This window comes from Ferranicluibacter rubi (assembly GCF_011603255.1).
GTDB classification, from domain to species: domain Bacteria; phylum Pseudomonadota; class Alphaproteobacteria; order Rhizobiales; family Rhizobiaceae; genus Ferranicluibacter; species Ferranicluibacter rubi.
The window spans coordinates 1-21,875 of the sequence record NZ_JAANCM010000004.1 but is presented as its reverse complement, the minus strand read 5'-3'; the positions used below and the strand labels follow the sequence as shown (position 1 = coordinate 21,875).

Annotated in this window: 33 protein-coding genes, 1 tRNA gene and 1 pseudogene; 23 read left to right on the top strand and 12 right to left on the bottom strand. The window is 61.4% G+C overall.

The genetic code is table 11. The annotated features are described in order from the left end of the window. The 10 genes from G8E10_RS09135 to G8E10_RS09095 all read right to left on the bottom strand — a co-directional run bounded on the left by G8E10_RS09135 (position 1) and on the right by G8E10_RS09095 (position 3,582). Positions 1-351 (bottom strand): hypothetical protein, encoded by a 351-nt coding sequence (locus tag G8E10_RS09135; protein WP_167128265.1) that lies wholly within the window; start codon positions 349-351, stop codon positions 1-3. Further along, positions 344-652 (bottom strand): hypothetical protein, encoded by a 309-nt coding sequence (locus tag G8E10_RS09130; RefSeq protein WP_167128262.1) that lies wholly within the window; start codon positions 650-652, stop codon positions 344-346. The genes G8E10_RS09135 and G8E10_RS09130 overlap by 8 nt, the downstream gene beginning before the upstream one ends. Beyond that, entirely contained in the window at positions 649-1,170 is a 522-nt protein-coding gene (locus tag G8E10_RS09125; protein ID WP_167128258.1) for a hypothetical protein, read from the bottom strand. Before G8E10_RS09125 ends, G8E10_RS09130 begins: the two co-directional genes overlap by 4 nt. Further along, positions 1,170-1,439 (bottom strand): hypothetical protein, encoded by a 270-nt coding sequence (locus tag G8E10_RS09120; RefSeq protein ID WP_167128255.1) that lies wholly within the window; start codon positions 1,437-1,439, stop codon positions 1,170-1,172. Before G8E10_RS09120 ends, G8E10_RS09125 begins: the two co-directional genes overlap by 1 nt. Further along, positions 1,436-1,960, bottom strand: coding sequence for a GcrA family cell cycle regulator (locus tag G8E10_RS09115; protein ID WP_167128252.1), 525 nt, complete (start codon positions 1,958-1,960; stop codon positions 1,436-1,438). The genes G8E10_RS09120 and G8E10_RS09115 overlap by 4 nt, the downstream gene beginning before the upstream one ends. Continuing rightward, the gene (locus G8E10_RS09110; RefSeq protein ID WP_281517489.1) at positions 1,957-2,337 is read right to left on the bottom strand and encodes a PDDEXK family nuclease; all 381 of its coding nucleotides are present in this window, start codon (positions 2,335-2,337) and stop codon (positions 1,957-1,959) included. The genes G8E10_RS09115 and G8E10_RS09110 overlap by 4 nt, the downstream gene beginning before the upstream one ends. Before the next feature lie 2 nt (positions 2,338-2,339). Next, complete coding sequence (locus G8E10_RS09105) at positions 2,340-2,765, bottom strand: hypothetical protein (RefSeq protein WP_167128249.1); 426 nt, start codon at positions 2,763-2,765, stop codon at positions 2,340-2,342. Between the two features lie 186 nt (positions 2,766-2,951). Further along, positions 2,952-3,089, bottom strand: coding sequence for a hypothetical protein (locus G8E10_RS09100; RefSeq protein WP_167128246.1), 138 nt, complete (start codon positions 3,087-3,089; stop codon positions 2,952-2,954). Further along, positions 3,086-3,208 (bottom strand): hypothetical protein, encoded by a 123-nt coding sequence (locus G8E10_RS25870; protein WP_281517488.1) that lies wholly within the window; start codon positions 3,206-3,208, stop codon positions 3,086-3,088. Before G8E10_RS25870 ends, G8E10_RS09100 begins: the two co-directional genes overlap by 4 nt. Beyond that, positions 3,205-3,582 carry a hypothetical protein gene (locus G8E10_RS09095; protein WP_281517487.1) on the bottom strand — a complete coding sequence of 126 codons (378 nt, stop codon included), beginning with the start codon at positions 3,580-3,582 and terminating at the stop codon, positions 3,205-3,207. The genes G8E10_RS25870 and G8E10_RS09095 overlap by 4 nt, the downstream gene beginning before the upstream one ends. A 266-nt stretch (positions 3,583-3,848) precedes the next feature. Between G8E10_RS09095 and G8E10_RS09090 the strand changes: the two genes are divergently transcribed. Beyond that, a complete protein-coding gene (locus tag G8E10_RS09090) occupies positions 3,849-4,451 on the top strand; it encodes a helix-turn-helix domain-containing protein (protein ID WP_281517486.1) in 603 nt (200 codons plus the stop codon). Here the strand turns inward: G8E10_RS09090 and G8E10_RS09085 are convergent, their stop codons facing one another. Then, entirely contained in the window at positions 4,452-4,775 is a 324-nt protein-coding gene (locus tag G8E10_RS09085) for a hypothetical protein (protein ID WP_167128243.1), read from the bottom strand. A gap of 135 nt (positions 4,776-4,910) precedes the next feature. Between G8E10_RS09085 and G8E10_RS09080 the strand changes: the two genes are divergently transcribed. From G8E10_RS09080 to G8E10_RS08995, 18 genes are all read left to right on the top strand, one after another. Then, positions 4,911-5,132, top strand: coding sequence for a hypothetical protein (locus tag G8E10_RS09080; RefSeq protein WP_167128240.1), 222 nt, complete (start codon positions 4,911-4,913; stop codon positions 5,130-5,132). 61 nt (positions 5,133-5,193) lie between these two features. Beyond that, entirely contained in the window at positions 5,194-5,364 is a 171-nt protein-coding gene (locus G8E10_RS09075; protein ID WP_167128237.1) for a hypothetical protein, read from the top strand. Continuing rightward, positions 5,364-5,750: a hypothetical protein gene (locus G8E10_RS09070; RefSeq protein WP_167128234.1), complete on the top strand. Its 387-nt coding sequence runs from the start codon at positions 5,364-5,366 to the stop codon at positions 5,748-5,750. Before G8E10_RS09075 ends, G8E10_RS09070 begins: the two co-directional genes overlap by 1 nt. After that, the gene (locus G8E10_RS09065) at positions 5,747-5,962 is read left to right on the top strand and encodes a hypothetical protein (protein ID WP_167128230.1); all 216 of its coding nucleotides are present in this window, start codon (positions 5,747-5,749) and stop codon (positions 5,960-5,962) included. Before G8E10_RS09070 ends, G8E10_RS09065 begins: the two co-directional genes overlap by 4 nt. Next, positions 5,962-6,492, top strand: coding sequence for a hypothetical protein (locus G8E10_RS09060; protein WP_167128227.1), 531 nt, complete (start codon positions 5,962-5,964; stop codon positions 6,490-6,492). The genes G8E10_RS09065 and G8E10_RS09060 overlap by 1 nt, the downstream gene beginning before the upstream one ends. 14 nt (positions 6,493-6,506) lie before the next feature. After that, positions 6,507-7,529, top strand: coding sequence for a PD-(D/E)XK nuclease family protein (locus tag G8E10_RS09055; protein WP_167128224.1), 1,023 nt, complete (start codon positions 6,507-6,509; stop codon positions 7,527-7,529). Next, a complete protein-coding gene (locus G8E10_RS09050; RefSeq protein WP_167128221.1) occupies positions 7,529-8,647 on the top strand; it encodes an AAA family ATPase in 1,119 nt (372 codons plus the stop codon). The genes G8E10_RS09055 and G8E10_RS09050 overlap by 1 nt, the downstream gene beginning before the upstream one ends. A gap of 2 nt (positions 8,648-8,649) precedes the next feature. Next, entirely contained in the window at positions 8,650-9,003 is a 354-nt protein-coding gene (locus G8E10_RS09045; protein ID WP_167128218.1) for a hypothetical protein, read from the top strand. Then, on the top strand, positions 9,000-9,539 hold the full coding sequence (locus G8E10_RS09040; RefSeq protein ID WP_167128215.1) for a hypothetical protein: 540 nt from the start codon (positions 9,000-9,002) through the stop codon (positions 9,537-9,539). Before G8E10_RS09045 ends, G8E10_RS09040 begins: the two co-directional genes overlap by 4 nt. Positions 9,540-9,625: 86 nt before the next feature. Further along, positions 9,626-10,069 (top strand): hypothetical protein, encoded by a 444-nt coding sequence (locus G8E10_RS09035; protein ID WP_167128212.1) that lies wholly within the window; start codon positions 9,626-9,628, stop codon positions 10,067-10,069. Then, entirely contained in the window at positions 10,062-10,640 is a 579-nt protein-coding gene (locus tag G8E10_RS09030; protein ID WP_167128208.1) for a hypothetical protein, read from the top strand. Before G8E10_RS09035 ends, G8E10_RS09030 begins: the two co-directional genes overlap by 8 nt. A gap of 35 nt (positions 10,641-10,675) precedes the next feature. After that, positions 10,676-11,062: a hypothetical protein gene (locus G8E10_RS09025; protein ID WP_281517485.1), complete on the top strand. Its 387-nt coding sequence runs from the start codon at positions 10,676-10,678 to the stop codon at positions 11,060-11,062. Beyond that, positions 11,059-11,331: a hypothetical protein gene (locus tag G8E10_RS09020; protein ID WP_167128202.1), complete on the top strand. Its 273-nt coding sequence runs from the start codon at positions 11,059-11,061 to the stop codon at positions 11,329-11,331. The genes G8E10_RS09025 and G8E10_RS09020 overlap by 4 nt, the downstream gene beginning before the upstream one ends. Continuing rightward, complete coding sequence (locus tag G8E10_RS09015) at positions 11,328-12,194, top strand: hypothetical protein (protein ID WP_167128199.1); 867 nt, start codon at positions 11,328-11,330, stop codon at positions 12,192-12,194. Before G8E10_RS09020 ends, G8E10_RS09015 begins: the two co-directional genes overlap by 4 nt. Beyond that, positions 12,191-12,433, top strand: coding sequence for a winged helix-turn-helix domain-containing protein (locus G8E10_RS09010; protein WP_167128196.1), 243 nt, complete (start codon positions 12,191-12,193; stop codon positions 12,431-12,433). The genes G8E10_RS09015 and G8E10_RS09010 overlap by 4 nt, the downstream gene beginning before the upstream one ends. Beyond that, positions 12,430-12,972: an HNH endonuclease signature motif containing protein gene (locus G8E10_RS09005; protein WP_167128193.1), complete on the top strand. Its 543-nt coding sequence runs from the start codon at positions 12,430-12,432 to the stop codon at positions 12,970-12,972. The genes G8E10_RS09010 and G8E10_RS09005 overlap by 4 nt, the downstream gene beginning before the upstream one ends. Continuing rightward, positions 12,969-14,159 carry a site-specific integrase gene (locus tag G8E10_RS09000; protein ID WP_281517484.1) on the top strand — a complete coding sequence of 397 codons (1,191 nt, stop codon included), beginning with the start codon at positions 12,969-12,971 and terminating at the stop codon, positions 14,157-14,159. Before G8E10_RS09005 ends, G8E10_RS09000 begins: the two co-directional genes overlap by 4 nt. Next, the gene (locus G8E10_RS08995) at positions 14,159-14,689 is read left to right on the top strand and encodes a GIY-YIG nuclease family protein (RefSeq protein WP_167128187.1); all 531 of its coding nucleotides are present in this window, start codon (positions 14,159-14,161) and stop codon (positions 14,687-14,689) included. The genes G8E10_RS09000 and G8E10_RS08995 overlap by 1 nt, the downstream gene beginning before the upstream one ends. 52 nt (positions 14,690-14,741) lie before the next feature. On the opposite strand, the gene G8E10_RS08990 is transcribed toward G8E10_RS08995, so the two are convergent. Next, positions 14,742-14,818: transfer RNA gene (locus G8E10_RS08990), tRNA-Arg, on the bottom strand. A 167-nt stretch (positions 14,819-14,985) separates the two neighbouring features. Between G8E10_RS08990 and G8E10_RS08985 the strand changes: the two genes are divergently transcribed. The 4 genes and pseudogenes from G8E10_RS08985 (at position 14,986) to metH (ending at position 21,477) form a co-directional block, all read left to right on the top strand. Beyond that, positions 14,986-15,879 carry an ROK family protein gene (locus tag G8E10_RS08985; protein ID WP_110729947.1) on the top strand — a complete coding sequence of 298 codons (894 nt, stop codon included), beginning with the start codon at positions 14,986-14,988 and terminating at the stop codon, positions 15,877-15,879. Positions 15,880-15,883: 4 nt separating this feature from the next. Beyond that, positions 15,884-16,384 (top strand): heme-degrading domain-containing protein, encoded by a 501-nt coding sequence (locus G8E10_RS08980; RefSeq protein ID WP_132448651.1) that lies wholly within the window; start codon positions 15,884-15,886, stop codon positions 16,382-16,384. A gap of 35 nt (positions 16,385-16,419) precedes the next feature. After that, positions 16,420-17,583, top strand: coding sequence for an AGE family epimerase/isomerase (locus G8E10_RS08975; protein WP_110800964.1), 1,164 nt, complete (start codon positions 16,420-16,422; stop codon positions 17,581-17,583). A 66-nt stretch (positions 17,584-17,649) separates the two neighbouring features. Next, a pseudogene (gene metH / locus G8E10_RS08970) lies at positions 17,650-21,477 on the top strand (methionine synthase). The last annotated feature ends 398 nt before the right edge of the window (positions 21,478-21,875 follow it).

Below are 21,875 nucleotides of genomic sequence, written 5' to 3'. Positions count from 1 at the left end.
TCACACCTCAGCCAACTGGCGGCTCTTGTGCGCCTTGAACTTCTGCTTCTTCTTCGGACGCATGCCGATCGCGAGCACCGTGATGATCTTGCGCCCGTCGATGACGTAGACGGCGTTCTCGGTCACGAGCGTGGTCTTCTGGGAGCGCTTGGTGTTGAGCGCGTTGATGACCGGCTGTGTGAGCATGGAGAGGCGCACGGCATCAGCCGGCAGGCCAGCGCGCTCGCAGCAGAGCGCAAGCTTCTGGCACTCGCGCATCGGCGGCTGGTCGGCGAGCCATTGCTGCACCGGCTCGTGAAGGACACGTTCGAGATAGCGGAGAACGGCATGGGCGGTGACGCGCTCAAGCATCGGCCTTCTCCTTGCCGGCGGGCGTCAGCATGTCGGTGAAGATCGAGATGTCGGTCTTGCGGGTGATGAGCGGCGCGAAATGCCTGGAGTCCCATCCATGGGGAAACTCCTCAAAGTGGAGGAAAACCACCTCATTATTTATGAGCCCACCCCGGATCTCTCGGATGGTCAGCACCTCGTTTATCATTGGAACGCGTGATGGGGTTGGGACGACCTTGCGTGCAATTTCGATAACCCCATTCTCGGGCCAATCGCTGTTGATGCACACGACCCTCTGGCCGACGACGAAATTACACTTCATGCCGCCACCTCCCGCCCGACGAAGCGCGGGCCGCCGACGTGCTGGCTGTGGAAGCGCAACCACACGCAGTCATCCTTGCCGGACATCTTCGTGTCGGGAATCCAGCGCAGGCGGCCCACAGCGACGATGTGCGAGCACTGGTCGATGAAGGGCGCGGATTGCTTGGTATATGCCCAGCCGGCATCAAGGAGGATCCACGTCGGCGCGATATGCATGAAGCGCTCGATCATCAGGTGCAGGACGTCGCGGCGCCAGGGCGGGTTGGTGATAATGGCGTCGAACCCGGCGTCTTGCTCGAAGGGGTGAGAGAGAGCATCGAGGCCGGACGTGATATCGCCCTCATAGGTGCAGACGAGACCGGCGGCCTGAAGCTGGCCAACGAGATAGCCCTCACCGGCGCATGGCTCAGCGAAGGTCTTGACGCCGCGCAGGTGCGGGATCAGCTTCTGCCCGGCGCGCGGATCGATCGTCTGGTAGGCGTCGCGATCGAGGCGGGGAAAGTCGGAGCGCTTGCCCATCAGTTGATCCCCTTTTCGCTGTATGCAGCCTTGAGCACCTCGGCATTGAGCGCCTCGATCTCACGCAAAATCAGCGCAGGGCTCATTCCAGATTGGAAATGCCATGCGACGGGCTCTGCACAAATATCGAGAGGAGCGCTTGAAAGTGCCTGTCGGATTTCTCTCGGAAAACTGTCGAACGCCGCCATGTCGTCGTGGATATCTGTCTCGTCCTGCGCGTAAGGAAGGCCGTGTATCTGGTCACCAACGTTGCCGATGTCTGCCATCATGCAGCCCTCCGCAGCTCACGCGCCGCCAGACGCTCGGACACCGTGCCAGAGCCCTTTGCTGCCAGCCGGTGATATTCGCAGTAGGACGAGCCCTGAGAGACGGCGTGGCAGCAGAAGCGTGTTTCGGCGCGCTCACCGTTGACCGGCCAGCGGCAGTCGTCCTTGTTGAGGTCGACGAGCGTTTTCAGCAGGGGAACAGGCTTGAGAACCGACCCCATCATCTCCGGCAGCTCGAGGCGGGGAGCAGCGGTCGAAGCAATACGGGGCGCGGGCCTGACCACGACCTTCGCGATGGACGCAGCCATGGCGACCTTGGGCACCTCGGCAACCTTGACCTGCGGCGTATTCGCCTGGATCTCTTTCGCCACACCGACGCGGTTGTGCAGCTTGAGGCGATGAACCTTGCCGATAACCGCATTGCGTGTGAGGCCGCCGAGCCGTGTCGCGATCTCAGACGCGCTCAAGCCTTCGGACCACATGAAGCGAAGGCTGTCGATGCGTTCTTCTGTCCATTCACTCATTCGAAAACCTCGATTTTCCAGCCGCCGCCGTCCTTCTTGCGAAGCGGCATGGCAGCGATGAAACGGAAGGGGTAGAGATCGGCCGCGACCTTGATCTTCACGCGTGCGTCGTCCTGCCAGAAGCCTTTGACCTCGTGCATTTCGAGCTGCCCGGAAGAGAGCATCACGGCAAAATCGGGGGTGTAAAACGTGTTGTCGGCAAGGCGCAGCTTCACGCCCTCGAACCGATACCAGAGGACATCACCGGCATGCCGCATGTCTTCGAGCATCAGCTCGTACGCTGCCTCGGTCTTGTTACGCTCGCCTGTCTTGAGACGGCCAAGAGCAAGGCGACCAGAGGCCGCCTTGCTGCCGTGCTGGGTGCGACCAGCCATCATGATTAAGCCGCCTCGTCTTCGATCGGCAGCTCAGGCTCGTCCTTGTCGGCCGATGCCTGGGCACGCTCGCCGAGATAGTCGGATGCAGAGACGAAGATGAGCAGAGCGTTCCGGCCACGGTTGTCGGCAAGCTGCTCGATGTTCGGCGTCGTGACGTTCGCCACGACTTCCATCTTGATCGTGTCCTTGACGGTGAACTTGCTCACCTCGACGGCGATCACGTCGTGACCAGATGCCGCGATGGTCTGCACAGCCTGACGCACGATGTGCTCGCACGCGCTCTGGATGGCGTAGATCTTGTCTTCCTGCGCCCGCTCCGACAGCTTCGACCAAGGCGTCTCCATGCTGCGGATGTGGGTCAGCATGACGTCGCGCAGGTCGCCCGACAGTGTTTCCGAGGCGACATCCTCGATTGTTTCTTTGTCCATATTCATCGCTCCTGAAGCGCTTCGAGGGGTTGGGAACAGCCGGACGCACGAAGCGCGTTGCGCCGGGCACTTCTTCGATTTCCTGTTGGCAATCGAGATCGGTAAGGAGAGGGACGTATCCGCAGTCCCAGCAGTGAAGGCCGGCGCCGATAGGCCGCTCGCACTCCGGGCAGACCCGGATCGGGATCAGATCCATGGAAACCGCCCGCTGAGATGATCCTTGCGGGCCTCGCGCACGGCGATGGTCATGAGGGCAACCGTCATGCCGACGATGCCGACAGCCAGCGAGGCCATGGCGGCGATAAGGAGCCAGTAAGGGATCATCGGCGCGCCCTCCGATTGCGGTGAACGATCAGCGCTATGGCCCAATCCTTCACCTGCACGGACGCGAGATACAGCCCGGTCGAAACACGCAACAGGCAGTCGGCAACGAACGATGTCATGGCTTCATTCCTCCCTTGATCTCTTCAAGCTGAAGCCGAAGCACCTCCTGCTTCTGTTCCAGATCGGCGATGTGCACGCCGCGCTGAAAGTCCTTCCACCAGCGCGTGCCAGAGCCCTGCATGAGCTGCTGAAGGAGCAGGAACCCGGCGTCAGAGCGCAGCAGGTTCACGAGGGCATCCGCGCCCGGCTCGGTACGGCCTTCGAGCCACAGCTCGGCAGCGCGCTTCGAGATCTCGGCACGGCTTGAAAGGTTGATGGCGGTTTTCGAGGGCCAGAGGCTGCGGGCCATGTCGCACACGGCGTCAACACACCGAATCTTGGTGCGGTGCTTGCTGAATCCAGACGACGCGAAAAAGGAGGATTGTGCAGACATCAGACGGCCTCGGCAGCAACGGCAAAATCGTTCGCAGTGACCCGGCCGCGAGTTGCGGCCCTGATCTTTTCAAACTGGTGGGCACGGGGAAAACGGTCCCCGTACCGCCACTTCCGGACGCACGAAACGCTCACCGCGCATTCACGGGCGAAGGTCTCTTCGTCTTGGGTGTCGGGTCGGTTGAGATAATCGTGTAGCTTCATGATGCTGCAGAGTATCCCCACTATGGGTACATTTGTCAATTGCAAGTGTACACAGAAAGGGGAATGACACGCGCGCGCAGAATCGGCGATGTACCCAGTATGGCCAACAATTTGAGATCGCTTCGGAAACTCAAAAATCTGAAGCTGCAAGACGCCGCGGATTTGATGGGCGTTTCCCGAAGTCAGTATGTGAAGCTTGAGCGCGGCGAGCGCCGGCTGACATCCGATTATATCGCCCAGGCAGCAAAAGCTTTCGGCGTCGATGAGGCGTCGGTAATCGCTGATCAACGAACTTCAAGGATAGTGGGAAGGGTCGGCGCCGGCTCAGAGGCCCATTTCTACGTCGACGGAGACGAGGAGTTCGAAGAAGTGCCAACCCCGCCGGGAGGGACAGAACACACGGTCGGCCTAGAAATACGAGGCGACTCCATCGGGCCATTCTTCAATCAGTGGCTGGTGTTCTACGACGACGTGCGCAATCCGGTGACGGCCGACCTGATCGGGCATCTGTGTATCGTCGAGACGATCGAGGGCAAGGTTCTCGTGAAGAAGCTCATGAAAGGCTCAGAGCAGGGGCTCTTCCATCTGTTGTCGCAGACGGAAAGCCCGATGGAGGATCAAGACCTCGTTTGGGCTGCCAAGGTCACAGCGCTCACGCCGCGCTGATCATTTCGGGCATATAGCGGCGTCCAGCTCGCCGATCCGACATCTCGTTGCCTGCAACTCGCCATACTTCTGCATGGCATCCATCAGCAGGCCACGATCGTGAGCGCCTTCGTAAGCCTCCCCGATCTTCGATGCACAGAAGCGAACCGCTAAAGACCCCGTGGCCGAGGCGCTTTCGTTCGTGCGAACCGCGATCTTCGCTGCATATTCGGTAATGCATGCCTTCACCTCTCCGATCTTGTTCGAGAGGGCTGCCGCCCGAAGTGCCTCCTGCACCTCCGCATCTGAAACCATCATCGCCGCCAGGAACATGATCACCTGCATGCCGAACCTCCATTCGCCTGCAAGATCATAGCGTTGCGCCATTACCCAAACTGTACACATTTTGGGGTTGACGATCGTACACGTAATGGGTACATTTTCTCCATCAACCGCACCAAGCGAGATGGAGAAATGGGAATGCGCGGAACAATCGGAATTGGATCCCTCATCGCAATGTCGATGATGGCGCACTCGGAACCTCTCGCTGCAGCCCCCGTGCTGATCGCAGACAAGCCGCAGGGCATCAGCAAGACCAAGAAGCTGCCAAAGACCGGCAAGCGCTACCCGTACAGCTCTGATCGTCAAAACGCGCGCTATGCTCGGCAGATCAAAGCTGGGCAGCTTCGCTTCGTTGCCTGATCCGCTTCGGCATCCGCCCATCAACCGGCGGATATCGAAACGGATCACCATGGAGACGGTCATGCACCCCCGCAAAGATATCGACCCCCGAACACTGAAAGCCCTCGCCACCCGCGCAAACGACGTGCTGCTGATCGTGCTGATCACGGTCATCGGCGTTGTCGCGCTCTACGCGGCTCACACCGGGTTCAGCCGGCAGGAGCGGGCGTATGAGATCGCAGGGAGGGTGTGATGGCTGACGTCAAGCACACACCGGGTCCATGGAAGGTCGTTTCATCTGTCAGCTTCGAGAGCGGCCTGACCTATGTCTCTGTCCAGCCCGAGCATTCAGATGCCGAGCGCGATAAGCCGCTGGCGATGGCGAATGGCGAGTTTCACGTCTGCCGCATGTCTCACACCGCCGCCCGGCATCGCATCACGCTTTATGAAGCAAATGCTCGCCTGATCGCCGCCGCTCCTGAATTGCTGACGGAATTGGAAGTTCGCGAAGGCGATCTGGTCATGCTTCGTCGAGCGATTGCAGAGGGAGACCCAAAAGAAGAGCTGCTGATCCGCGTTGGCGACATGCTCAAGGAAACACGAGCGGTCATCGAAAAAGCAAAAGGCGGTGCAGCATGAAGACCATCGCCCTCGCCAAGCACCCCGCCAACATGGACGCGTCGGCCCACGAGGTTCTCGACGTCACAATCGGCCGTAGCACCGGCACCGTCTTCCGCGTCACCAACGGCTTCGTACCCGGATTCAAGGGCATGACCGCGCCCGGTTACATGCCGGATGTGGAGACGGCCGTCGAGTGGATCGAGGCGTTTGCAGCGCAGGAGGCCGCGTGATGGGTCTGGATGTCACCGCTTACAGCAAGCTCAGCAAGATCGACGATGTGAAGTATCTCGACGGGGATGTCTACGACAAGACGCTGACCGTCGTTGCCCCAGAGGCCTATGATCTTGTCGTTTACGTCAGCCGCGACTTTCCCGGGCGGGAAGAAGGGCTTGAGGATCGTGGCGTCTATCAGGCCGAAGAATCCTTCGGGTTTCGCGCCGGCTCCTACGGCGGATACAATGATTTTCGAGAAGAGCTCGCAAAGCTTGCTGGCTACCCTTCTGTGCCCGGCGACAGCGAACGCCATAACCACTCTCGCGGCGCGTGGGCTGCGAAAGGCGGCTTGTTCTGGGAGCTCATCAAATTCTCCGACTGCGACGGCACGATAGGCCCTGTTGTCAGCAAGAAGCTCTCTGAGGACTTCAGGACTTTCGATGCGGACGCTCAGACGCACGGGGACGCTTGGTTCTACCAGCGATACCAAGAGTGGAAGAAGGCGTTTGAACTGGCTGCCGACGATGGCGCCGTGAGCTTCCAATGAGTCCGGAGATGGAAATGATCGACCTCATCCACTCCGAGACGATCGTCGAGCCGGGCTTATACCGTATGTCCGAGGCGTCCTATCACGCCGATCCGGCCCCCGTTGCCAGCCTCTCCCGCTCGATCGCCCTCAAGCTCATCGACGAGAGCCCGCGCCACGCCTTCACCGCTCACCCGCGTCTCAACCCGCAGGAGCCCGAGGAGAAGGCGAACAGCAACATCCGCGAGATCGGCAGTGCGGCACACGCCTTGCTCCTAAACCAGCCGACCGAGATCCGCGTCATCGACGCCAAGGATTACAAGGGTGGCAAGGCGCAGGGCGAGCGGAAGGCGGCACAGGCAGATGGTGCGATCCCGCTGCTTGTCGCTGACCACAAGACTGCGCTCGCCATGGTCGCCAAGGCCCGCGCGCTATTCATCGACAGCGAGCACCCGGCATTGCGCGGTCTGGCGGACCCTGCCGGCACGTCGTCGAACCTGCTGAACGAGGTCACAGCCGCCTGGATCGACCCGTGCGGCGATCATTGGGCCCGGGCGCGCATCGACCGCCTCGACGTCGCGCTCGATCGCCTGACCATTCTCGACTACAAGACCACCGGCATGCAGGTCTCGCCCCAGGCAGTATCCCGCACGCTCTACAACAACACCTATCATTTTCAGGACGCGTTCTATCGCCGTGGCATCCGTCGCCTGTTCCCCCAGATCGACCGCCACGAGATGAAGCTCGATTTCCTCTTCATCATGCAGGAGCAGGAAGCCCCGCACGAGGTGTCCGTCGTCCGCGTCGACAATGGCGGCCGGCTCATCGGCGAGAAGATGGTCTCGAACGCCTTTCTGCTATGGCGGAAGTGCATGGCCGAGAACCGTTGGCCGGGATACCCGACCGAGATCCAGACCGCCGAAATGCCCGCATATATTGATACCTCGTGGTCGGCCCGCGAGATCGAAGATCCGCGTTTGCAGGGACTCGGGCTGGATCCATTCCCCTTCTTCGAGAGCAAGCCCTACCGCTCTACCCCCATTGCAGGACCGTGCTGATGAACACCTTCACCGATGGCGTGCGAGATGACACGTCCCTGATCATTGGCGTTGCCGGGCCGTCCGGCTCGGGCAAGACCGTCAGCGCGCTGCTGTTGGCGCTGGGCCTTGCTGGCGACGAGCCAATCGCTTTCATCGACACCGAGGGCGGTCGCGCGCGGCACTACTTCCCCACGCCCTTTGACACCCGGCCGCAGTCCGAACTCCTCAGGGAATTCCTGTTCCGCGTGAAGTACATGGACATGCGGCCGCCGTTCAGCCCCAAGGCGATCTGGCTGGCGATCAATGAGGCCGTTGACAAGGTTGGCGCTCGCGTCGTTGTTATCGACTCCGCTTCCGACGAGTGGGAGGGCGTCGGCGGGCTCCACGACATGCACACCGCCGAGATGGTCCGGCTGGCGAAGAAGCCATACGAGTCCTTTGCCGATTGGGAGATGCACAAGTTCAATTTCCCGGCATGGGCTGTTCCGAAGTCCGAGCACAAGACGCACCTGATGAAGAACCTGCGGCAGGTCAGGGCGCACGTCATTTTCTGCTTCCGGGCGCGCGAGGTCACGAAGCCGGTCGAGATCGAGGACCACAACGGCCGCAAGAAAATGACCGTCCAGAACATCGGATGGCAGCCGATCTGCGAGCAAAATATGCTCTACGATATGACCATCTCGTTCATGGTCACTCCGGACGCCAAGGGCGTGCCGCTGATGCAGAACGGCGAATTCTACGGCAAGCTGAATGCTCCGTATGCTCAGTTCTTCCAGCCCGGCAAGCAGGTTTCTATGGAGACCGGCCGCCGTCTCCGTGCTTGGGCACGCGGCGAGAACACCAATCCAGTAGCTCAGCCGGCGCAGACAAAGCCCGCGGCTGATGCGGGCGCCGAACAGACCTCCCAAGCATCGGCGCCCAACAATTCCGTGCTGCTCGCGTACCATCAGGCGCTTGCGAGCGAGATCGACCGTGAAAGTCTCATGGCCACGCACGCACGCGAGAAGGTCAAGCTCACCGAGCAGTACCTCGTCGACATCGGCAAGCAGATCCTCTCCGCCCACAACGATCGGCTGAAAGGCCACGCCGACGCGGACGCCACCAACACCTACGTCACCGGCCTGATCGAGGGATAACCATGCGCAACAAGCCGTTCTCCTGCGACTACGATTTCGACGGCATCTATCCGATCACCGAGTGCTTTGATGCGCGGGGTATCGCCGAGCTCGTCGATGACGAATGCGACGGCTTCTATGTCGCGAGCATCACGTTCGACGACGGGGTGCGGCTGATCCCGCGCGGGAACGGCTATCTCGGCCTACCGCACGCAGTCAAGGACGGCATCTTCGCGATCATCGCCGACGAGATCCAGAAGTCCGAGCACGCCGCCGAACACTTCCACACCGCGCTCAACGAATCCCGTCTGCCCGACCCCGACCGAGCATACGACGAGCGCCGTGATCACCTCGCAATGGGATGGTGTGCAGCATGACCACCCACGACACCCGCACAGGGAGTGAGACGGCGGTAGAGGGGGAGGTGCGGCCCGAGCCGGCGGCATTCCCGGCTGGCTACATGCTTGTACCTATCAAGCCATCCCGAGAAATGGTGAAGGCTGGCGAAGAATGGTCCGTCCTCCTAGAGACCACATGGCAAGACATGCTCGACGCCGCTCCGCTGACCAATTTCGAAATCTCGTTGGAAGCCCTCGCCGCCGAACGTGATGGCCTACTGTCGCGGGTGGAGTGGCAACCTATCGAGACCGCACCAAAGGACGGTACAGAAATCATTATGTTTTGCCCGCAAGGCGACGGAACGCCGGGCAAGACATTTCGCGTCAGTGCCGGATCTTGGTTCATACCACCCACGCACACATCGATACCAGACCCGGATGTTGATGAAAACGAGCCCCCGGCTTGGTTGTCTTGGGATGGAGGTTTCTCCGAAGATACCATGATGCCCACTCACTGGATGCCTCTCCCAAGCCCTCCTGCCCTCTCCACCCCCACTCAGGAGATCAACCCATGAGCACCCCCGACATCCTCTCCCCTTCCGTTTCCTCCGAGAACTTCACAAGGGAGGAAGTGCAGGCTGCGATTGCCAAGGCGGTTGAGGTGAAAGCCGAGCCGGAAGCTGACGAAATCGACCGGATCGCGCATCGTGTTCATGTCGAAAGGTCGGACGATTTTACACTGAAATGGTCAAAGCAAACCTCAAAACATCGAAACTCTGCAAGAGGCTCCGTCCGCACACTTATCGCCGCCATGAAGGCGCTCGGCTATGCGCCTCTGACGAAGCGACGAGCGCTTTCAGCACTCAAGGCCGAGAACGCCGCTCTGCTCTCGCGGGTGGAGAGATTGACAAAGGATGCCGAGGTTTGGCGGATGAATAGTCGTGACACATTCGACGCAATGTGCGCGATGCGCAACGCCATCAACGAGCATATCCCCATGCCGAGCTTTGAGAGCGACCTCCTGCAAGGGCCGGAAACGTCGGTCTTCTGCTCTGTCGTCGCTCAATCGGTTATCGTCGCCCTTCAGGAGAAAAGCCATGACTGAGAAGCTTTGGCGCTATGGCATTCAGCACGGCTCAGAAGGCGAGGCAAACTACGCTTGGGTTTATCGCGGCCAAGATATGATCGCGACGATGAAGACGCACATCGCGAAAGAAATCTGTGACCGGATGAACGCCCCCGATCCGGCTGTCAACGTCGGGACGGTGAAGGCGCTGGAGTGGGTCCTTAACCGTGGGTTCGCAGCCGAAACCCCTTTCGGCCTCTATGAGGTCGAGCCGCACGGTGCAGTGTGGCATATGCTTCATGCTGGAGGCTTTGTTTCACTGCACTCGACCGAAGACGAAGCACAATCCGCCGCCCAAGCCGATTACGAGCGTCGCATCCTCTCCGCCCTCTCCACCCCACCCCATGAAGCGGGAAGCCCAGCACCCTCGACAGATGTGGTGGGCAGCGAACTCCTCACGACGATCAAGGAATTCGCCCGCTGGCATCACCTCAACGAGATGACGATCGCAGCAGGAAAAACGCCGAGCGACAGCGAGATCGACTTCGAGGCTATCGCTTGGAACCGGATCACGCGCGCTCTCGCAGCCACGGAGGGCTCTGCCGAATGAGCCGACAAGTCAACCGATGCCTCAAAGACAAGGTGATGGATCACATCGACCACGCCCTAGGCCGGCCTGTCGATCCAATGGCCGAGAGCTACCGCAACTACTTTGCGACGGCCGCCGATAGCGAGCACGGGAAGGCATTCGCAGCCTCTCCGTACTGGGGGACCGAGAGCAGCATTGAGCCCAGCCGCATGACATACTTCTTTGTCACCGAGGCCGGCCGGAAAGCGCTCAGGCAGCATCTGAAGGAAATCGGCGACAAGCATCGGGTCTATGCCGTCACTTACGAAGGCCAGACATCGACCGTTGTCGCCGTCTCCGCCGCAAAAGCGAAGTACAGCCTCTGGCTCAATATCTCCGACTGCTTCTGTGACCTGACGTTTGGAAAATTCACGCGCAGCGCAACCGTGAGGATCGCAGCATGAGCGAGAAGCAAATGCCATGCCCCTGCACGGGAATTGCCCAGGACGAAAGCTGCCCGGTCGGCTATCCGTCGCTGCTTTGCCAAGTCTGCAATGGCATTGGCCACGTGCCTGCCGTGAAGCTTGACGGCTCTGAACTCTGGGAAATCGTTTTCGGTATCGCCAACGACGCCGCTCACGAGATCACCGACGAGCAGTACCAGCAGATTGCAGATGCCATCAATCACGTCTTCATCGACCCCGATCCCCAGATCAGGGAGGTGGGGGAGTGAAGCACAAAGACACAGCCTACTATCGCCAATCACTGCCGGGAGTCCACGAGACCGCCGAGGAGCTGAAACGCCGCGTGCGGCGTGAGGCTCGGCAGCAGGAACTCGCAGCGGCGCAGGCCGCCGACGAAACGCAGGTGATGACCGATCAGCTCGCAAACGCACTTCGCATGGTTCATGCATGCGAGGGCGGCGTGAACGGCATGCGGGCGCGCATGGTGGCCGCAGAGGGCACGCTGTCGAGCTTGCTCCAGGAGATCGAGAACCGCGTCACGACCGACGAGATGGTTCAGGCATTCAAGGCGCTGGTTGCAACCTCTCCCGCCACCCTCGACACCCTGAAGGAATTCGCCGACGCGATCGAGAACGACCCGCATTTCGGCTCGACGATGCTGCTGGCCCTCAGCATGCGCTTGCGGGTGGATGCAGCACAAACGCTGACCGCAGCACAGTTGACACAGGCACGGGCAAACCTCGGGCTTGGCAGCGCCGCCTTGCGTGCCTTCACCGATTTCGCCACAGCCACGCACGGCCACGCGCTGGCGGATCTCGCTGGCCAGATCATGCGTTCGCAGTTGCCGGCGAACTATCCGCAGCGCATCGAGGCTTACAACGGGCTCACGACAGCAGCCGGGCTGCACACTGTGACATTCCCCACGCCGTTCGTCTCAGCCCCGAGCGTTCAGCCGGCGCTCGTCGGTACCGACACCGATACGCAATTCCGCATTGTCAGCCGGACGGCGTCAGGTTTTTCTATCCACGTCTTCAAACGCGCCAAGCTCACGGTTCTCAGCATCGACCTGTTGAGCTTTGCCACGACCAATGTTGCGGGCGCCCAGGTTGACGTTCGCGTGGAGGGGACATGAAAGCCAACGCTCTTTTCCTCACAGAGGCCGAGCTCGCCGAACGCATCGGAGTCAAGACCGACCTGCTGAAGGACGCTCTTTCTGCCCTGTCGAAATCAGGGTTCCCCGAGCCGGACCCGCTTTTCGGCGGCCGAAGGTATTGGCCCGCCTGCGAAGCATTCCTTGATCGGCGATATGGACTCACCCCATCGTCGGCACCGGCCGCTATTGGCCTTGATGGTCAGGAAACATGGTCATGAAGGAACTGCCTCTCGATCTACTCAAGAGCCTGTTTCACTACGATTCATCACACGGTGAGCTTTACTGGAAGGAGCGACCGGAGCCCGCGTTTAAGTGCTTTCGTGACTACCGTAGATGGAACGCGCTGTATGCAGGCAAGAAAGCTGGGTGCATCAGCAAATCAACGGGCTATCGCTATGTCGCCTACCAAGGGCGAAAGTACGAGGTTCACAGACTCATTTGGGCAATCGAGACTGGGCAGTGGCCAGACAGGATTGACCACAAAGAGGGCCGTCGCGACGACAACCGCTTCTCCGAATTGAGAAGCGTGAGCCACAGCGAGAACATGCGAAATCAGGCAATGCCCAAGAGCAACACCTCAGGGATTTGCGGCGTCTATTTCAGCAAACAAACCAGAAAATGGGTCGCCTTCATTACGGGCCGAGGACGGAAAATTTCGCTCGGACACTTTGAGAGAAAGGAAGACGCCGCAAAAGCAAGGAAAGATGCCGAATTGAAATACGATTTCCATCCTAACCACGGGAGAAAATGCGCATGACTAAAGCTCCAGGCCTGAAATCAAGGCCTCGAAATGACGGCACGACCGCCCATTATTGGGTTGCCTCGGCCGTTGCGAAGAACACAGAAGGCTACCCCCTCAAGACCGTGCGTGTTCACGGTACCGACGATGAGGTCGCCGCGCGATGCCGCGTGCTGACGGCAGAGCTGAAGGAATGGCTTACGAAGCGCGGGAAGGGCACCCGGCCGACCTATGACGGCACTCTGCGCTCGCTGATCCGGCTCTACCAGCAGACGGCCGAGAGTTCGTACTTCGAGGTGAAGAGCAACACCCGCAGCATGTATGACGAAAGCCTTCGCCTCCTCGAGACTTCGGTCGGCGCGCGTAGGCTCGAAAAGGTGACCGGCATCGATATCCGCCGCTGGCATTCGAAGTTTAAGGAGCCGGCCGCCGATGGGAAAACCGAGCGCCATCGCCGTGCCTACAAGGCGATCCAGCTCCTGCGCATCGTGATCGGCTTCGGCGTGGTCATGAACATCGCCGAGTGCTTCCGGCTTAAGACGGTCATGGAGGAAATGCGTTTCCATGTTCCGCGTGGGCGCACCGCGGCAATCTCGTTCGAGCAGACGAAAGCGATCTGCGAGCTGGCGATCTCAAAGGGCCGGCTCTCGATCGCGCTCGCCCAGGCGCTGCAGTTCGAGCTCACTCTGCGACAGATCGATGTTATCGGCCGTTGGGAAGATGCTGAGGAGATCGGGACCGGCGGCATCGTCTACCGCGGCCAGAGATGGCGCGACGGCCTGCTATGGTCCGACATCGACGACAAGGGCGTGCTCGTGAAGACCACCAGCAAGACCGGCAAGGTGGCCGAGCACGACACCATGCAGTATCCCTTCCTCCGCGCCATCATGGATCTCGTGCCGATCGGCCAGCGGTTTGGCCCGGTCGTGAAGTCCGAGACGACAGGCCTCCCATACCAGCAGCGGTATTTCATCAAGATGTGGCGCACGCTGGCAGACGCTTGCGGAGTCTCGAAAGACGTCTGGAACCGGGACAGCCGGGCAGGGGGCATCACCGAGGGAGGCGACGCGGGCGCCGATATCGAGATGCTTCGCCATCATGCGAACCACGATAATATCGCAACAACGCAGCGCTATAATCGCAAAACGCTAGAAAAAACCTCGAACGTGGCTCGATTGCGCGTGGCGCATAGAAAGGAGAAGTGATGACCGACGAAAGCAGCATGGGCCTTAAGTGGCGATTTCGAAAAGATGGGACTCGTGTCGCGTATTGGGTTTGCAGTGGGCGGAAGCTTCATGAGAACTTCAAGCCAAGGACAGCGAGACTGTGGAGTGGCAATGCACCTTCCGTTGATGATCTTGAATCCATCAGAAGTCAGTGCCAGCGCTTGCAGGCAGATATGCACGAGCTCGCCATGAGCCCTCGCAGGAACCGGAGAACAGAAAACCGCAGCGGCAGCATATATTTCATCCAGTCGAGACGAATGGTGAAGATCGGGTTTACCGCCGGGAAAGCGGATCAACGCTTGAGGAAGCTGCAAATTGGATCCGGCGAGCCGCTGTTACTTTTGGGCTCGGTCGAAGGTGATCAGATCGTCGAGAAGCAGCTTCACTGGCGATTCAAAAACCATCATTCACACGGAGAATGGTTCTTTATTGCCGGTAGCCTGCGCACCTACATCAACAAGCTTTTCGGCAAATCAGGCGCCGTCGAACAGGCGCAGAACAACTTCTGAGGAACGTCTACAGGAACGTCAGGAACGGCATATTCCTAAGCTGTTGAATTTGTGGTGATCCCGACTGGACTCGAACCAGTGGCCTACAGATTAGGAATCTGTCGCTCTATCCACCTGAGCTACGGGACCATCGTCGGCATCCTTACAAAAGGTTGTCGGGGAAGCCAAGGGGGGTGGTGGGGATTGGTGGTTTCGGGAGGCATGCTTCGGTGTGTTCGGCGGGGCTTCAAACGGGATTGCCGGGGTGATATGCAGGCCCGCCTGCGCCTCTTTGCAGGCGGCACAAGGGGGGCTTGATGTTTATCGGGATCGACTGGGGCGGCACCAAGATGGAGGTGGTGGCGCTGGATGAGGCGGGTGCGCTGCGGGCGCGCGAGCGCGTGCCGACGCCGGCGTCCTATGATGCCTGCCTCGATGCTGTGCGGTCGCTGGTTCTTTCGGCGGAAGCGGCGTCGGGCGCCTCGGGCAGCGTCGGCATCGGCATTCCCGGCAGTCCCAACCCGCGCACGGGCCTCGTGCGCAATTCCAATGCCGTCATTCTCAACGGTCGTCCGCTCGGCCAGGATCTCGAAGCGCTGCTCGGTCGCCCCGTGCGGATCGCCAACGATGCCAACTGCCTTGCCGTCTCCGAGGCGGTCGATGGGGCGGGGGCGGGGGCCGAGACGGTGTTCGGCATCATCATCGGTACCGGCCATGGCGGCGGTCTGGCGATCGGGCGCAAGGTGCATGCCGGCTTTCAGGGGGTTGCCGCCGAAGTCGGCCATTATCCGCTGCCCTGGATGCGGCCGGAAGAATATCCCGGCCATACCTGCTGGTGCGGCAAGACGGGTTGCCTGGAAAAATACGCCTGCGGCACGGGCGTCGAGCTCGACTACCGCCTGACCACCGGGCGCGAGCGTCTGGCGCGCGACATCATCTCCGACATGCGCGGCGGCGACGCGGTCGCCCGCGGCGTCTACGAGCGCTTTGCCGACCGTCTGGCCCGCAGCCTCGCGCTTTTGACCAATGTCGTCGATCCCGATGTGTTCGTGCTCGGCGGCGGCATGTCGAATGTCGATGAGATCTACGACGACCTGCCGGGCCTCGTCGCGCAGTATATCTTTGGTGATTCGTTCGAGACGCCGATCCGCAAGGCCGTCCATGGTGACAGTTCGGGCGTGCGCGGCGCCGCATGGCTCTGGAAGGAATAGACGCATGACCGCATCTCTCGAAACCGATATCGCCCGCGTCGCCCATCAGGAAAAGACGCTGACCTTCGCGCACTTCGACGCCGATGTCGCCTGGGCGCTCGGCCTGCGGCTGCGCGACATGGCGGCGGCCGGCAAGCTCGGCGTCGTCATCGATGTCAGCCTGTTTTCCATGCCGCTGTTCTACGCAGCGCTGGAAGGCACCTCTCCCGACAATGCGAACTGGGTGCGCCGCAAACGCAACTGCGTCGCCCGCTTCTTCCGAAGCAGCTATGCGACCGGGCTTTCGCTCGCCCGCGACGGGCGCAGCCTGCAGGACAAGTTCGGCCTGTCGGATGCGGATTTCGCGGCCCATGGCGGCAGCTTTCCCATCACGGTGACAGGCGCCGGCTGCATCGGCGCGGTCACCGTCTCCGGACTGCCGCAGCGGCAGGACCATGCGATGGTGGTCGAGGCGCTGGCTTTGCATCTCGGCCATGACCTCACCAGCCTCCGTCTCGATGTCTGAGTTCTCTTTCTGATTTCTATGCAAAGGTGCCATCCATGGCCGTTTCCGCGCTCTCCGCCTCCCTCGACCATTGGCTGACCGAACAGGCCCTGCCGCTCTGGCGGGACAAGGGGTTCAACGATCCCGATGGCGGCTTCGTCGAGACGATCGACCTGACCGGCCAACCGACGCGCGACAATTTGCGCTCCCGCGTGCAGCCGCGCCAGACCTATTGCTTTGCGGAGGCGGGCCTGCGCGGCTGGGCCGGCGACTGGCAGGGGGCAAGCACCGGCGGTCTCGCTTTCTTCGACCGGGTGTTTCTACAGCCGAGCGGTTTTTACGGCGCGCTTGCCGATGCCGACGGCACGCTGCTCGACCCGTCCTTCGACATCTACAATCAGGCCTTCGCGCTGCTGGCCTTCGCCTATATGGCGCGCGCCTTCCCCGAGCGCCGGGCTGAGATGGCGGAGCGCAGCACGACACTGAAGGCAAAGCTGGAAGACTGGTGCAAGCACCCGGTCGCCGGCTTCGAGGAGGACAACCCGCCGCGCCTGCCGCTCTGCTCCAATCCGCATATGCACCTGTTCGAGGCCTGCCTTGCCAGCGAAGAGGTCGAGGGTTTCGATCAGGTCGGCTGGACCAATCTGGCAGACGAGATCGCCTCGCTCTGCATGGACCGCTTCATCGATCCGCAGACCGGCGCGCTTCGCGAGTTCTTCGACCATGACTGGGCGCCGATGCCCGGCGATCTCGGCCGTGTGGTGGAGCCGGGGCACCAGTTCGAATGGGCCTGGCTGCTGCTGCGCTGGGGCGAGCGCCGGGGCGATGCGGGCGCGATCGTCAAGGCGCGGCGCCTGTTCGAAATCGGCGAGGCGCACGGCATCTGCGCGACGCGCAAGGTCGCCATCATGCAGCTCAACGACGATTTCTCGGTGCGCGACCCGCTAGCGCGGCTCTGGCCGCAGACCGAGTGGCTAAAGGCCGCGATCCGGCTGGCGGCGCTGAGCGAAGGCGAGGCACAGGTGCGCTATCTCGGCTCGGCCGAACGGGCGATTGCAGCGTTGAACCTGTTTCTGGATGTCCCGGTAAAGGGGCTTTGGCGCGACAAGCTGCCGGAAAGCGGCGTCTTCATCGAGGAGGCGGCGCCTGCCAGCACCTTCTATCACATCCTCTGCGCGATCTACGAACTGAAGGACTGCCTTGCGCGCATCCAAACGTAACATATATTGACATAAATATATCTTTATGTCACTCCGAAGCCTGTCCAGCAGGCGAAAGGTTGTCCCATGTCCGCCATCACGGCCCTTTTCGGTGAACCGACCCCGGCGCCCGACGGCTCCGAGGTCGCACGTGCCCTCCGGCAGGCTGCCTCCGAGCGCATCCTCATCATGGATGGCGCGATGGGCACGGAGATCCAGACGCTCGGACTGACGGAAGAGCACTTTCGCGGCGAGCGATTTCAGGGCTGCGAGTGCCATCTGCAGGGCAATAACGATCTGCTGACCCTGACCCAGCCGGCGGCGATCGAGGACATCCACTATCGCTATGCGCTGGCGGGTGCGGATATTCTTGAGACCAACACCTTCTCCTCGACCACCATCGCCCAGGCCGATTACGGCATGGAAGACGCCGTCTACGACCTGAACCGCGACGGTGCACGCCTCGCCCGGCGCGCGGGCCTGCGTGCGCAGGACAAGGACGGTCGCCGCCGGTTCGTGGCCGGCGCGCTTGGACCCACCAACCGCACCGCGTCGATCTCGCCGGATGTCAACAATCCCGGTTACCGCGCCGTCAGCTTCGACGACTTGCGACTCGCCTACGGGCAGCAGCTGCGCGGGCTGATCGACGGCGGCACGGATATCGTGCTGATCGAGACGATCTTCGATACGCTGAACGCCAAGGCGGCCGTGTTCGCGACGCTGGAAGTGTTCGCCGAGCGCGGCATTACCCTGCCGGTCATGATCTCCGGCACGATCACCGATCTCTCCGGCCGCACGCTTTCGGGCCAGACGCCGACGGCCTTCTGGTACTCGTTGCGCCACGCCCGGCCGTTCTCGATCGGCCTCAATTGCGCACTGGGCGCCAACGCCATGCGGCCGCATCTGGCCGAGCTGTCCGGCGTCGCCGATACGCTCATCTGCGCCTATCCGAATGCCGGCCTGCCCAACGAATTCGGCGCCTATGACGAGAGCCCGGACGAGATGGCCGCGCAGATCGCCGGCTTTGCCAGAGACGGTCTCGTCAACATCGTCGGCGGATGCTGCGGCTCGACACCCGCGCACATTAAGGCCATCGCCGAAGCCGTCGTCGGGCACGTGCCCCGCTCCGGTCTCGACACAAACGCACAGGCGAGGCTCTAAGATATGGCCGCTTTCCCACCCCGGCAGATCCCGGCCGTCGCACCGCAGATGCGGCTCTCCGGGCTGGAGCCCTTCACGCTGACGAAGGACATTCCCTTCATCAACGTGGGCGAGCGCACCAACGTCACCGGTTCGGCGAAATTCCGCAAGCTGATCACGGCGGGCGACTATGCCGCAGCGCTGGATGTCGCGCGCGACCAGGTGGCGAACGGCGCCCAGGTCATCGACATCAACATGGACGAAGGCCTGATCGATTCGAAGCAGGCGATGATCGAGTTTCTGAACCTGATCGCCGCCGAGCCTGACATCGCCCGCGTTCCCGTGATGATCGACAGCTCCAAGTGGGAGGTGATCGAGGCGGGTTTGAAATGCGTGCAGGGCAAGTCCATCGTCAATTCCATCTCGCTGAAGGAAGGCGAGGAGAGCTTTCTGCATCAGGCGCGGCTGTGTCGGGCCTATGGCGCCTCCGTCGTGGTCATGGCCTTCGACGAGCAGGGCCAGGCCGACAGCCGTCAGCGCAAGGTCGATATCTGTACCCGCGCCTATCGCATCCTCACCGAAGAGGTCGGCTTCCCGCCTGAGGACATCATCTTCGACCCCAATATCTTCGCGGTGGCCACGGGCATCGAGGAGCACAACAATTACGGCGTCGATTTCATCGAGGCGACGCGCGAGATCGTGGCGACCTTGCCGCATGTCCACATCTCGGGCGGCGTTTCCAACCTGTCCTTCTCGTTCCGCGGCAATGAGCCGGTGCGCGAGGCCATGCATGCCGTGTTCCTCTACCACGCCATTCAGGCGGGCATGGACATGGGCATCGTCAATGCCGGGCAGCTGATCGTCTACGACGCGATCGAGCCGGAACTGCGCGAGGCCTGCGAGGACGTCGTCCTCAACCGTCGGGCGGACGCGACCGACCGGCTGCTGACGCTTGCCGAACGGTTCAAGGGCGCTGCCGGCCGCGAGGCGAAGGAGCGCGACCTGCGCTGGCGCGAGTGGACCGTGGACAAACGGCTCGAACACGCGCTGGTCAACGGTATCACCGAATTCATCGTTGATGACACGGAAGAGGCGCGGCTTGTCGCTGCCCGTCCCCTGCACGTCATCGAGGGGCCGCTGATGGCGGGCATGAACGTCGTCGGCGACCTGTTCGGCGCCGGCAAGATGTTCCTGCCGCAGGTGGTGAAATCCGCCCGCGTCATGAAGCAGGCGGTTGCCGTGCTCCTGCCCTACATGGAAGCGGAGAAGCTGGCGGAGGGCGGCGAGGCGCGCCAATCCGCCGGCAAGATCCTGATGGCGACCGTCAAGGGCGATGTCCACGATATCGGCAAGAACATCGTTGGCGTGGTTCTCGCCTGCAACAATTACGAGATCATCGATCTTGGTGTCATGGTTCCCGCAGCAAAGATTCTGGAGGTCGCCAAGGCCGAGAAGGTCGATATCATCGGCCTCTCCGGCCTCATCACGCCGTCGCTCGACGAAATGGTGCATGTTGCAGCAGAAATGCAGCGTGAGGGGATGAGCCTGCCGCTGCTGATCGGCGGCGCCACCACCAGCCGGGTCCATACGGCGGTGAAGATCCACCCGCGCTACGATCTGGGGCAGACGGTCTATGTCACCGATGCCAGCCGCGCCGTCGGCGTCGTGTCGAACCTGCTCTCGCCGGAGGCGCGCGATCCCTATATCGAGACGATCCGGGCCGATTACCGCAAGGTGGCGGAAGCGCATGCGCGCTCGGAGCGGGAGAAGCAGCGTCTGCCGCTGGAGCGTGCCCGGGCGAACCGGCATCGCGCCGACTGGTCCGTCTATCGCCCCACGAAGCCGTCGTTCCTGGGAACGCGGGTCTTCGATGGCTGGAACCTCGGCGAACTCGCGCGCTATATCGACTGGACGCCGTTCTTCCAGACCTGGGAGATGAAGGGCGTCTATCCGAAAATTCTCGATGACGAACGCCAGGGGGCGGCTGCGCGACAGCTCTTCGCCGATGCACAGGCCATGCTGGCCCAGATCATCGCGGAAGACTGGTTCGTCCCCAAAGCCGTGATCGGCTTCTGGCCGGCCGGCGCCACGGGCGATGACATCCAGCTGTTCACGGACGAAGCCCGAGAGACGCCGCTTGCGACCCTGCACACGCTGCGCCAGCAGATGGCCAAGCGCGATGGTCGTGCGAACATGGCGCTCGCCGACTTCGTGGCGCCGACCGAGAGCGGTATCGGCGACTATGTCGGCGGTTTCGTTGTGACCGCAGGGATCGAGGAGGTCGCAATCGCCGAACGGTTCGAGCGCGCGAACGACGATTATGCCGCAATCATGGTGAAAGCGCTGGCCGACCGCTTTGCTGAAGCCTTTGCCGAGCGGATGCACGAAGTCGTTCGCAAGGAGCTCTGGGGTTACGCAGCCGAGGAGGCGTTCGAGCCGGAAGCGCTGATTGCGGAGCCCTATGCGGGCATCCGTCCGGCGCCGGGTTATCCGGCCCAGCCCGATCACACCGAAAAGACCACGCTGTTCGACCTGCTCGATGCCGAAGCTAAGATCGGCGTCCGCCTGACGGAGAGCTTTGCCATGTGGCCGGGCTCGTCCGTCTCCGGTCTCTACATCGGCCATCCCGAGGCCTATTACTTCGGTGTGGCCAAGGTGGAGCGCGATCAGGTGGAGGATTACGCGCGTCGCAAGGGCATGTCGGTGCTGGAGGTCGAGCGCTGGCTCGGGCCGATCCTGAACTACGTGCCGAAGCCCGCAGAAGCTGCCGAATAGGCGGGCGCCCGTATCTTCGCACAACAAGCGAACTGCCTATCGAACGACGCCCGAGCCTGTGCTGCGGGCGTCGTTTTCGTTTGTAGAAACGGGCTGGAATAGCATCCGTTTGGAATTCCATAGACATTACAGGTACTTGTCACTTTTATGAAGTTTTTCGGACGGGTGCTGTTGACGAACTGCGGTTCAGAGATCTATAAACCGCACACCAACGAGGGCGGCGGCGCTGCTGGCGACCAACGAACTCGCTCTGAAGTTTCTTGACTTTGTAGCGACTTGGCGGTCTTAGGCAGAACAGCTTGAGGCCCTTGTGGGGAAGATTTTGCGGTGATTTAGGCTTTAAGCTTTGATCATTCAGCGATGTGACGGACCGGTAAGGTTTGTCTGTTTTTTGACAA

Excerpts from the sequence above, each read along its gene's own strand:
- G8E10_RS09070 (WP_167128234.1), top strand. The coding sequence starts at position 5,364 with ATGGCTGACGTCAAGCACACACCGGGTCCATGGAAGGTCGTTTCATCT.
- G8E10_RS09025 (WP_281517485.1), top strand. The coding sequence starts at position 10,676 with ATGGATCACATCGACCACGCCCTAGGCCGGCCTGTCGATCCAATGGCC.
- G8E10_RS09040 (WP_167128215.1), top strand. The coding sequence starts at position 9,000 with ATGACCACCCACGACACCCGCACAGGGAGTGAGACGGCGGTAGAGGGG.
- G8E10_RS09020 (WP_167128202.1), top strand. The coding sequence starts at position 11,059 with ATGAGCGAGAAGCAAATGCCATGCCCCTGCACGGGAATTGCCCAGGAC.
- G8E10_RS09115 (WP_167128252.1), bottom strand. The coding sequence starts at position 1,960 with ATGAGTGAATGGACAGAAGAACGCATCGACAGCCTTCGCTTCATGTGG.
- G8E10_RS09005 (WP_167128193.1), top strand. The coding sequence starts at position 12,430 with ATGAAGGAACTGCCTCTCGATCTACTCAAGAGCCTGTTTCACTACGAT.
- G8E10_RS09100 (WP_167128246.1), bottom strand. The coding sequence starts at position 3,089 with ATGATCCCTTACTGGCTCCTTATCGCCGCCATGGCCTCGCTGGCTGTC.
- G8E10_RS08985 (WP_110729947.1), top strand. The coding sequence starts at position 14,986 with ATGTTTATCGGGATCGACTGGGGCGGCACCAAGATGGAGGTGGTGGCG.
- G8E10_RS09090 (WP_281517486.1), top strand. The coding sequence starts at position 3,849 with ATGACACGCGCGCGCAGAATCGGCGATGTACCCAGTATGGCCAACAAT.
- G8E10_RS08980 (WP_132448651.1), top strand. The coding sequence starts at position 15,884 with ATGACCGCATCTCTCGAAACCGATATCGCCCGCGTCGCCCATCAGGAA.
- G8E10_RS09120 (WP_167128255.1), bottom strand. The coding sequence starts at position 1,439 with ATGATGGCAGACATCGGCAACGTTGGTGACCAGATACACGGCCTTCCT.
- G8E10_RS09060 (WP_167128227.1), top strand. The coding sequence starts at position 5,962 with ATGGGTCTGGATGTCACCGCTTACAGCAAGCTCAGCAAGATCGACGAT.
- G8E10_RS09135 (WP_167128265.1), bottom strand. The coding sequence starts at position 351 with ATGCTTGAGCGCGTCACCGCCCATGCCGTTCTCCGCTATCTCGAACGT.
- G8E10_RS25870 (WP_281517488.1), bottom strand. The coding sequence starts at position 3,208 with ATGACATCGTTCGTTGCCGACTGCCTGTTGCGTGTTTCGACCGGGCTG.
- G8E10_RS09030 (WP_167128208.1), top strand. The coding sequence starts at position 10,062 with ATGACTGAGAAGCTTTGGCGCTATGGCATTCAGCACGGCTCAGAAGGC.
- G8E10_RS09110 (WP_281517489.1), bottom strand. The coding sequence starts at position 2,337 with ATGATGGCTGGTCGCACCCAGCACGGCAGCAAGGCGGCCTCTGGTCGC.
- G8E10_RS09085 (WP_167128243.1), bottom strand. The coding sequence starts at position 4,775 with ATGCAGGTGATCATGTTCCTGGCGGCGATGATGGTTTCAGATGCGGAG.
- G8E10_RS09050 (WP_167128221.1), top strand. The coding sequence starts at position 7,529 with ATGAACACCTTCACCGATGGCGTGCGAGATGACACGTCCCTGATCATT.
- G8E10_RS09095 (WP_281517487.1), bottom strand. The coding sequence starts at position 3,582 with ATGTCTGCACAATCCTCCTTTTTCGCGTCGTCTGGATTCAGCAAGCAC.
- G8E10_RS09000 (WP_281517484.1), top strand. The coding sequence starts at position 12,969 with ATGACTAAAGCTCCAGGCCTGAAATCAAGGCCTCGAAATGACGGCACG.
- G8E10_RS09045 (WP_167128218.1), top strand. The coding sequence starts at position 8,650 with ATGCGCAACAAGCCGTTCTCCTGCGACTACGATTTCGACGGCATCTAT.
- G8E10_RS08995 (WP_167128187.1), top strand. The coding sequence starts at position 14,159 with ATGACCGACGAAAGCAGCATGGGCCTTAAGTGGCGATTTCGAAAAGAT.
- G8E10_RS09125 (WP_167128258.1), bottom strand. The coding sequence starts at position 1,170 with ATGGGCAAGCGCTCCGACTTTCCCCGCCTCGATCGCGACGCCTACCAG.
- G8E10_RS09075 (WP_167128237.1), top strand. The coding sequence starts at position 5,194 with ATGCACCCCCGCAAAGATATCGACCCCCGAACACTGAAAGCCCTCGCC.
- G8E10_RS09010 (WP_167128196.1), top strand. The coding sequence starts at position 12,191 with ATGAAAGCCAACGCTCTTTTCCTCACAGAGGCCGAGCTCGCCGAACGC.
- G8E10_RS09065 (WP_167128230.1), top strand. The coding sequence starts at position 5,747 with ATGAAGACCATCGCCCTCGCCAAGCACCCCGCCAACATGGACGCGTCG.
- G8E10_RS08975 (WP_110800964.1), top strand. The coding sequence starts at position 16,420 with ATGGCCGTTTCCGCGCTCTCCGCCTCCCTCGACCATTGGCTGACCGAA.
- G8E10_RS09055 (WP_167128224.1), top strand. The coding sequence starts at position 6,507 with ATGATCGACCTCATCCACTCCGAGACGATCGTCGAGCCGGGCTTATAC.
- G8E10_RS09080 (WP_167128240.1), top strand. The coding sequence starts at position 4,911 with ATGCGCGGAACAATCGGAATTGGATCCCTCATCGCAATGTCGATGATG.
- G8E10_RS09105 (WP_167128249.1), bottom strand. The coding sequence starts at position 2,765 with ATGGACAAAGAAACAATCGAGGATGTCGCCTCGGAAACACTGTCGGGC.
- G8E10_RS09130 (WP_167128262.1), bottom strand. The coding sequence starts at position 652 with ATGAAGTGTAATTTCGTCGTCGGCCAGAGGGTCGTGTGCATCAACAGC.